The sequence below is a fragment of the Fluviicola sp. genome, assembly GCF_030151805.1.
GTDB lineage: Bacteria > Bacteroidota > Bacteroidia > Flavobacteriales_D > Crocinitomicaceae > Fluviicola.
Window position 1 is genome coordinate 1 of the sequence record NZ_JASLCN010000294.1, and the last position, 8,914, is coordinate 8,914.

Annotated in this window: 5 protein-coding genes and 1 riboswitch; of the genes, 3 read left to right on the plus strand and 2 right to left on the minus strand. The window is 41.2% G+C overall.

What is annotated here, in order from left to right; all coding sequences use genetic code 11:
- Nucleotides 1–484 precede the first annotated feature (484 nt).
- Entirely contained in the window at nt 485–2,425 is a 1,941-nt protein-coding gene (locus tag Q1V93_RS11350) for a T9SS type A sorting domain-containing protein (RefSeq protein WP_300664777.1), read from the minus strand.
- Between the two features lie 90 nt (nt 2,426–2,515).
- Nucleotides 2,516–2,717, minus strand: a riboswitch (cobalamin riboswitch).
- Between the two features lie 214 nt (nt 2,718–2,931).
- Between Q1V93_RS11350 and Q1V93_RS11355 the strand changes: the two genes are divergently transcribed.
- Nucleotides 2,932–3,978 carry a T9SS type A sorting domain-containing protein gene (locus Q1V93_RS11355; protein ID WP_300664779.1) on the plus strand — a complete coding sequence of 349 codons (1,047 nt, stop codon included), beginning with the start codon at nt 2,932–2,934 and terminating at the stop codon, nt 3,976–3,978.
- Here the strand turns inward: Q1V93_RS11355 and Q1V93_RS11360 are convergent.
- On the minus strand, nt 3,968–5,122 hold the full coding sequence (locus Q1V93_RS11360) for a THUMP domain-containing protein (RefSeq protein ID WP_300664781.1): 1,155 nt from the start codon (nt 5,120–5,122) through the stop codon (nt 3,968–3,970). The genes Q1V93_RS11355 and Q1V93_RS11360 overlap by 11 nt on opposite strands.
- A gap of 288 nt (nt 5,123–5,410) precedes the next feature.
- On the opposite strand from Q1V93_RS11360, the gene Q1V93_RS11365 reads away from it, so the two are divergent.
- Together Q1V93_RS11365 and Q1V93_RS11370 are read left to right on the plus strand one after the other, a co-directional pair.
- Nucleotides 5,411–7,699: a patatin-like phospholipase family protein gene (locus Q1V93_RS11365; RefSeq protein ID WP_300664783.1), complete on the plus strand. Its 2,289-nt coding sequence runs from the start codon at nt 5,411–5,413 to the stop codon at nt 7,697–7,699.
- 92 nt (nt 7,700–7,791) lie between these two features.
- Nucleotides 7,792–8,859 (plus strand): VOC family protein, encoded by a 1,068-nt coding sequence (locus Q1V93_RS11370; protein WP_300664784.1) that lies wholly within the window; start codon nt 7,792–7,794, stop codon nt 8,857–8,859.
- Nucleotides 8,860–8,914: the final 55 nt, after the last annotated feature.

The window sequence follows — 8,914 nt, forward strand, 5'->3', positions numbered from 1 at the left end:
GATGGATTGCACAATGGAAAGAAATGTCAGAAGGTGGAGAACCAATCGGTCGTCCGAGACAAATCTACACAGGTGCTGTTACCAGAGATTACGTTTCGATTACAGACAGAAAATAATCATTTTTCATAGAATAAAAAAAAGCGGATGGTTTCAATCATCCGCTTTTTTTATCTCTTTTTCCGAGAAGAATTCTGAATGAAGGGGACGTGATGCATCGGTAATAATGTAGAAAACTCACCAAGCTATTATAAGCTCTAAAAACTATGTGACCTACTGTGCACGATGTGGTTTATTTTACCACATAGAACACATAGTGAATGTTCCCATTTAAGCCTGGATTGTTTTCTAAATCAAAGACTGTATTATTATTTGGTAAGCATAATACATCAAGTCCGATGCATCGCGCGCCGACTCTTTTCTGTTTTCAGATAAAAAAAGTGCCACCGTTTCCGATGGCACCCTTTCGTGAATAGTGATTTAGGTATTATTTCCCGATCATTACTTTTGTAAGTAACTGATTCCATTTCACATAGTATAAACCGGATTGTAGATCAGATAGATTGATTGTTGTTTCTGTTGCAGTAACAGGAATCTTTCGAACAACTGCACCTTGCGCATTGATTAATTCCAATTCACTTCCAACCAAATCAGAAGAAATTATTACTGTTAATACATCAGAAGCCGGATTCGGGTAAATCTGAATAAATGCAGTATTTAAATCTTCCAAACCTGCACTTGAACAGGAAACAATCACTGTTTGCGCTTCATTGGAACTATTTCCGTTTCCATCTGCGAAAACCCAGTTAATCGTATACGTTCCCGGTGTTGCATATGAAAGCGGATCTGTCGTTGTTCCGGTAATTGTTCCGGTACAATTATCTGTCGCTGCAGGAACACTCGTTACAGTATCATTACAAGCAATATTCAAAGTCGGAAGAGGAGTTGTAACAGGATTCTCAGAATCAGTCACGATAATATGCTGATCTGCCGTAATCACATTTCCGTTTCCATCATCAAAAGTCCAGGTAATGGTTGTCATACCGATTGTTGTAACCGGGAAAACAGTTGTGGTCGTTCCGGTAACAGTTCCGGCACAGTTATCTGTCGTTGTCGGAGCAACCGGTGTCACACTACACGAACCGCTTACGTTGCTTAGAACAGGTGTGGCAGGATCTTCCGCATCATTGATTGTTACTGTTTGAGTCTGTGAGATCGTTCCGTTTGCATTGGTAAAAATCCAGGTAACTGTGAACGTTCCTTGCGTTGTGTAAGTCGTCGGATCGGTAGTTGTAGCCGTAACAGCTCCGTTATCTGCTGTCGGAGCAGTCAGAGTGGCACTGCATTCATCAGAAACAGCAGGAAGTGTTGCCTGGTCCGGAACAGGAATCGGGCCATTCGGAGCCGGGTACGTTTTTAAAACACATTTATTTGCACCGATACACCCTACAATACTCCCGGATTCAATAATGGAAAGAGTCGATCCGTTAACTACTTCAAAACCTGAAGGTCCGGTAAAAGCAGAAGCTGAAGCGATCACAAAATCCCCTGTAGACTGATCAATGTCAAAAGCTCTTCCGTATCCAAAAGACCAGGAAGCTCCCGGCAAAGTACTTGTATACACAGAAGTCAAAGGCAATACCGGCGGATTCGTAATGTCGTATTGATACATTTTTTTGTCTGAAAGTGTCCAGAAATAAAGCTTGTTATTATAATAACGAAGTAAAACACCACTTACTCCAACGTTAACAGCAGTTCCCAAAGTGTCATTATTCAATACATCGATTGAGTTAATTGAAGTTCCTCCGATTACCCAAAGTTTCCCCTGGTTGTCATAAGTAATTCCTTTAATCCCTCCAACTCCCGGATTAAACTTCGCAACTACCGTATTGGTTACCGTATCAATTTTCACCAATTGAGCTCCCTGATCCAAATACATGAACCCTTCGGCAAATTGCATATGATTACTGTATGTTGAGATTTCATTATTCGGCTCCGTAACCGGAGTCAAAGTATTGTTCTGAAGGTCAATCAACGAAACAACTCCGCCCTGGGCATAACAAGCATAAGCTTTTGTAGCACTTGCCACTCCCAAAGTCTGAGGGGCATTCGGAAATGTGTGGATTTCCGTCATCGAAGGATAATTGACAATCGTGATTCTACCAGCTCCGTTAGGTTTTTCAGCAAGAATCGCTTTGTTTCCCGCAATCACATAATCCTGCAGGACGTTAAAACCACTTGTGTTGTTCGCAGACTGATACAATCCGGTCGAGTTCGTTGCAGGGCTTACCGTTGTGTTTCGGACAAAAACATCCCCGTTTGTACTTCCGAAATTTCCTTCCGCAATGAGTTCTAAACGAAATGTTGTTTGAGCTTGTAGTGTAGTGGTTAAGATTAAAAAGCCAAGTACCAATTTGATTTTTTTCATCATTTGTTGTATTTATTAAAACGATGAAAAAGTAACGGCCACAGCCAATGAATGACTTGACAATTTGCTCCTTCACTTTTTCACCGAAAGTTACAGTTCATGCAAATTGGCAGGTCTCCTGACTCAGTCCTTCAATTCACCTTCCCATCCTTCCCTCTTTGAATATTGAGTTTACGGACAGTGGTATTTCGAATTAAATATGGACTCTTACAGTTGCGGGAACAGTTCCGGATTTACACCGGATTCCCTTTTAATCCCGAAAACAACGGGAACCGAATCGCGGTACAAAAGTAATCCGAATTCTCTGGTTTCAAAACTTGTCTCTGGATTATTTGATTCCGCGGATAAATTCAACTTCAAATAACATTTTGTTTAAATAAACTTAAACAAAATCAATTTAGTCGAATTTCAAACTTATCCGAAGCATAACCCACTCATAAACAGCCTGCTAAAATTGAAGTATAACTTTGCCCCGTTACAACTCAAACTCTTCATTCTCTGGCGCTATGAAACAAATTCATACTTTCCTTAAATGCCTGCCCCTAATTCTTTTCATTATTTTTTCAAGCAAAAATGTTGCTTCAGCCCAATGTCCGGATGGAACTTTGGGAGTAGCCGGCCCGGGATGCGGATGCTTAAGCGGATGTAATTTAACCAGTTTGGGAGGACCGAATTGCTCACCTTCCGTTGGCGGAGATTGTACCGGCGGACAAAGAACCATGTCGGAAGATATTATCGTTCCGGCAGGATGTACTTACACCATAACTGCAACCATGCGAAATCGTACCGGGGGCTGCACTTCATCCGGCGCTGATTCCGGAGATAAACTCAAAGTAGACATTTCCGGAGGTGGAAAAGGTTTTCAAACAGGAAGCAGCAATGCAACTTTAAATGACAGCTATACACTAGCCGGACCGGGAACGATTACCGTATCCGGATCAGCAAACAGGGCGGATGAAATCATTACGTATTCAACAACTTCAAGCGGAGCTACCTGCGTAAGTTGCATGAGTACACTACCGGTCGAACTCGTTTCTTTTGATGCCAAGCAGGAAGGAAATGCTGTTGCTTGCTCCTGGTCAACTCAATCTGAAAAAAACTGCGACTACTTCACTGTAGAAAGAAGTGCAGACGGAATTCATTTCGACGTATTGGGCTACATGAAAGGTGCCGGAAACACGTCCAATCTTTTGAAATACAAACTGTACGATTCCGATCCGTTTTTCTCAACCACCAGCTATTACAGATTGCTGCAAACCGACCTGAACGGTCAGACACGCTACCTGGAAGTAAAAACAGTAAAAGCAAGACAAACCCATGAATTACAGATTTTCCCGAATCCATCCAAGGGAACAATCCAGATCAGCGGAGAATTCGAAGCACTTCAAAACTCCAAATTGATTGATCTTTCCGGAAGAGAATTATTCATCGACCGCTCAGATTTACAGAATAGTAAAACGTTGATCATCTCTGATCTTCCGGTTGGAATCTACAGCCTGATGTATTTTGACAACGAAAAAATGGTTTCGGAGCGTATTGTTGTTACTCCTTAATAGTTTCTTCTGCTGTTCCTTTTTTCGAACCTTCGTAAATCGAATACTTTCGGAAAGAACACTCCAGGTCACCGTTGAACAATTTGTACTTTTTATCCGGTTTTAAGGCCAGGTATTTGAATCCGGCTTCGCTGGAAGAGATAATGAAACAAGTATAACCCAACAAACGGTGTTTCATAATACTTCCCAAATTTCCATATAAATCTTCCACATCCGTTTCCAATCGCTCACCGTAAGGCGGATTTGAAATCAAAACAGCCGGTCCTTCCGGAAACGGAAACTCATCTACCGATGCATTGTGTACATCAACAAATCTTCCAAAGGAAAAGCCTCTCAGATTTCTTTTGGTTTTCATCACCATTTGCGGATCGATATCACCACCAATTAGCGTACAAGGTAATTCCTTCACTACTTTATTGGCACTTGAATGAATTTCATCCCATAATTTCGCATCAAAATTCCACATATTCTTAAACGCATAGTGGCTTCTTTCGATGTTGGATGGAATTCCGGCAGCCAATAATGCTGCTTCGATCAACAGAGTTCCGGAACCACAAAAAGGGTCGATCAAAGTTGTTTTCTTATCCCATTGTGTCATACGCAAAAGAGCCGCAGCAACCACTTCATTCAACGGAGCGTCTCCTGTAGATTGTCTGTAACCACGCTGGAAAAGCGGCAAACCACTCGTATTTACGGAGATAACTCCTTCGTTTTCCCGAACATACAAATCGATGACGATCTGAGGTGATTTTACATTGATATCCGGGCGTTCTCCCTTTACATCCCTGAAATGATCCACAATGGCATCTTTGATCAGCAAAAACGGAAACTGAGAGTGATTGAAAATCGTTGAATTTACTGCTCCTTTTACTGCAAATGTTTTCTTCACATCAAAAAGAGAAGACCAATTGATTTTTTTCGCTTCATGATACAGATCCTTTTCTGTTTTCACAGAGAATCTTCTCAACTCAACCAAAACGGAAATAGCACAGCGAATATGCAGGTTCAGGAAGTAAACATCCTTCCACTCACCTTCTATCTGAACTGCTCTATTGAGTTTCGTACAATCGGAATATCCCAATTCATTCAGTTCTTCCGCAAGTACATCTTCTAAGCCGTAAAATGTTTTGAGTACAATTTTCATAAAGTGAATTCAATTATTGATATAAGAGCACAAAAGTAGACAAAAGCTAAGAGCTTTTCTAAATAACTTGAGTTTAGACCAAGAATCTTGTCAGATCAGCGTTCAAAAACAGATTTTTCACAACACGATTCCAAAAACTCCGTTTACTGCATTGAATTTTTACAAATCCGGACAAAGACTGGTCTTTTTTAAGAAATCTGATGGCACATCTGAAGCTCAGGTTAAATAGTGACAGAAATAAGGGAAAACACTATTCTTTTAGGTAAAAAAAAATTAATTTTGATTTTCATGCATTTAGCGAAGCAAATAACTTTTACATTAATCCTAAGCATACTCCCCTTTTTCATTAAAGCTCAAGGAGTTGGTGTTGTGTTAAGTGGCGGAGGAGCATCCGGTTTCGCTCATATTGGAGTTCTCAAAGCACTCGAAGAAAATAATATACCTATCAATTATATTACCGGAACTTCTGCCGGAGCTCTTGTCGGGGCGATGTACGCAAGCGGCTATTCTCCGCAAGAGATTGAAGACTACGTGCTGAGCAATAAATTCCAGCTGATGACTAACGGCCAGATTGAACAACGCTACGAATTTTTGCTACGGGAGGACAATGAAAATGCTTCGGGGATGAGTTTTTCGTTTTCACTGGATAGTCTTTTCAACAAGTCGCTCCCTACAAACTTTATCCGGCCTGAATTACTCGATTTTGAAATGCTTCGTTTGTTCGGAGCTCCGGGAGCTTCTTCTTCCTATAATTTCGACAGTCTTTTCGTTCCTTTTCGTTGCGTGGCCAGTGATATAGTTGCCAAAAAAAGTGTTGTTTTTTCGAACGGTTATCTGAATGAAGCTGTCAGAGCGTCCATGACCTTTCCGTTTTATGTGAATCCGATCAAAATCAAAGGCGTTCTGTATTTCGACGGTGGTTTGTACAACAATTTCCCGGCAGATGTCATGTATCATAGTTTTCCGGCCGACTTTATTATCGGAAGTAATGTTTCATACAATGCCGCTGCTCCGAAAGAAGATGATCTGATCAGTCAGCTTACAAACATGCTTGTTTCGCATACTGCGTTTGAAATTCCCTGCGAATCAGGAATCATCATTGAGCCTAAACCCAATATCAGCACCTTTGATTTTGAAGATGTTGACGAAGCCATTGATGCAGGTTACGATGCCACTATTTTAATGATAGACAGCATTAAAAATGCCATGGAGCACCGGATTTCAACGGAGGAATTGAATACAAGACGCGCTCATTTCAAAGAAAAAATAAATTCGCTGGTGATCTCCCAGGTAAATACCATCAACAAAAAAGGACTTGACGAAAGCTATGTACGGAAATCCATCTTAAAGAACAACAAGGGGGAAACCATTTCCGGGATGAGATTCAAGCGTCGTTATTTCAGAACCTACGCAACTCCCCAGATCAAGTATTTATATCCGACACTGGATCTTCAGCCGGACTCCACTTACACGCTGAACATCAAAGTAACCGAATCAAAACCCTTTCGACTGGATATTGGTGGTATTGTCAGTACACGGGCAATCAACACCGGGTTCATCCAACTCAATTACATGCGCCTGGATCGTTTTGCCAGTACAATTCAGGTCGGTGGATATTTCGGGAAATTTTACAACTCCGGAAGAGCAAATGTAGATTTGCATTTCCCCTCCTATTACCCGATTTCGGCAAGTGTTTACGGAGTCATTAACCGCTGGGATTATTTCAAAAGTTTCACCACTTTCTTCGATGACGAAAAACCTTCATTCCTGGTTCAGAATGAAGCCTACCTTGGAGGTGGAGTGAAATTACCCTTGTTCAACAACTCAAAATTCAGCTTAGATTACAGACATTTCGAAACACAGGATCGTTATTATCAATCTCCGGATTTCACGAATAAAGACACTACCGACAAAACGATATTGTATGGTAATTCCCTAATTGTCACACTGGAACACAATTCCCTGAACAGAAAACAATGGGCATCATCGGGAACTTTGGCACAAGTCAAGTTAATTTACAGTGGAGCAAAAGAACACAGTGTTGCCGGATCAACATCCCTGGAAAAATACGATTATCGAAACGGACATCACTGGTTTAATATCCGTGGAGAAGTACAAAGTTTTCCATTGAGTACCAAGTACTTTTCATTCGGGCTTCACGGTCTGGCAAGTATCACCAATCTTTCCCTGCTGAAAAATTATACGGCAACCCTGCTGAATATGAATGCTTTTCAGCCACTCCCCGATTTACAAACGTATTTCTTCTCAGATTACCGTTCACCACAATACATTGGTGGTGGTGTCAACATTATTTTCTCGCTGCGCAAAAACATCGACATCCGGGCGGACGGTTATTGGTACCAGCCTTTCATTTCGATTACCAAAAATGATGACGGAACCTTCGGTTATTCCAAGCCATTCAAAGGAGAGTCACAGGTTGTATCACTTTCGGCAATTTATCATTCCCCGCTTGGCCCTTTGCGCGCTTCGCTGAATTACTTCCCAAAACAAAAATCGCCTTTGGCTTTCCAGTTCACATACGGATTCATCATTTTCCACGAACGGGCGTTTCGTTAGAACAAGTTCAAAAGGTTCCGGAAGTTTAAAATGTCTAAATTGAACATTTGAACTTTCGAGATTACTGGTATCTTCGCATCAAATTCAAAAAAATGACAAAAATCATCTGTGGTATACAGCAAATGGGAATTGGTGTTCCCGATGTGCAATCAATTTGGCTTTGGTATCGTGAACACTTTGGTGTAGACGTAAGAATTTTTGAAGAAGCTGCTGAAGCACCTTTGATGACACGATATACCGGAGGTGTTATTCACTCCAGAACAGCAACTTTAGCACTTTCTATGGAAAGCGGCGGTGGATTTGAAATCTGGCAGTTCACTTCCCGTCCAACGGAAAAGAGCACAGAACCAATTATTTTAGGTGATTTCGGGTTGTATGCATGCCGCATCAAATCCAGAGACGTCAAAGCTACACATGCATTCCTGACAAAAAAAGGAGCGAAAGTATTGTCCGAACCACAACAATTGCCAAATGGAAGTTTCCACTTCCTGGTTGAAGATCCGAACGGAAATTTATTCGATATCGTGGAAGGTTCCGGATGGTTCATGGATACTAAATTCGAAGGAAAAACAGGTGGTGTTGCCGGTTCAATGATTGGTGTGGGTTCCATTGAAAAAGCTTTACCATTATATCAAACCATTTTAGGATACGACAAAATTGTTTATGACATAACGGACACGTTTGATGCTTTCAACCAGGTTCCGAACGGAAATCAGAAAGTAAGACGCGTTTTGCTTCAACATTCGGAAGACAGAAAAGGTCCTTTCGCAAAATTGCTCGGCCCTACACAAATTGAATTGGTTCAGGCAGTTGAACGAACAGATGCGAAATCCATTTTTAAAAATCGCTTCTGGGGCGACTGGGGTTTTATTCACCTGTGTTTTGATGTTCAGGGAATGGACGATTTGCAGCAGGAATGTGAGAAACTTGGTTTCCCTTTCACTGTCGATTCCGGAAAAACCTTTGACATGGGTGAAGCAGGCGGAAGATTCAGCTACATTGAAGATCCGGACGGAACATGGATCGAATTCGTTGAAACCCATAAAGTTCCGGTAATGAAAAAGTTGGGTTGGTATATCCATCTTAAAAATAAAAAACCGGGAGCATTCCTCCCGAACTGGATGCTTAAAGCGATGCGATTTAACCGTGTAAAAAATTGATTTAACCGTAGTTCCCATTGATTATGATTGTCATTCATTTCATATTTAAATCGTA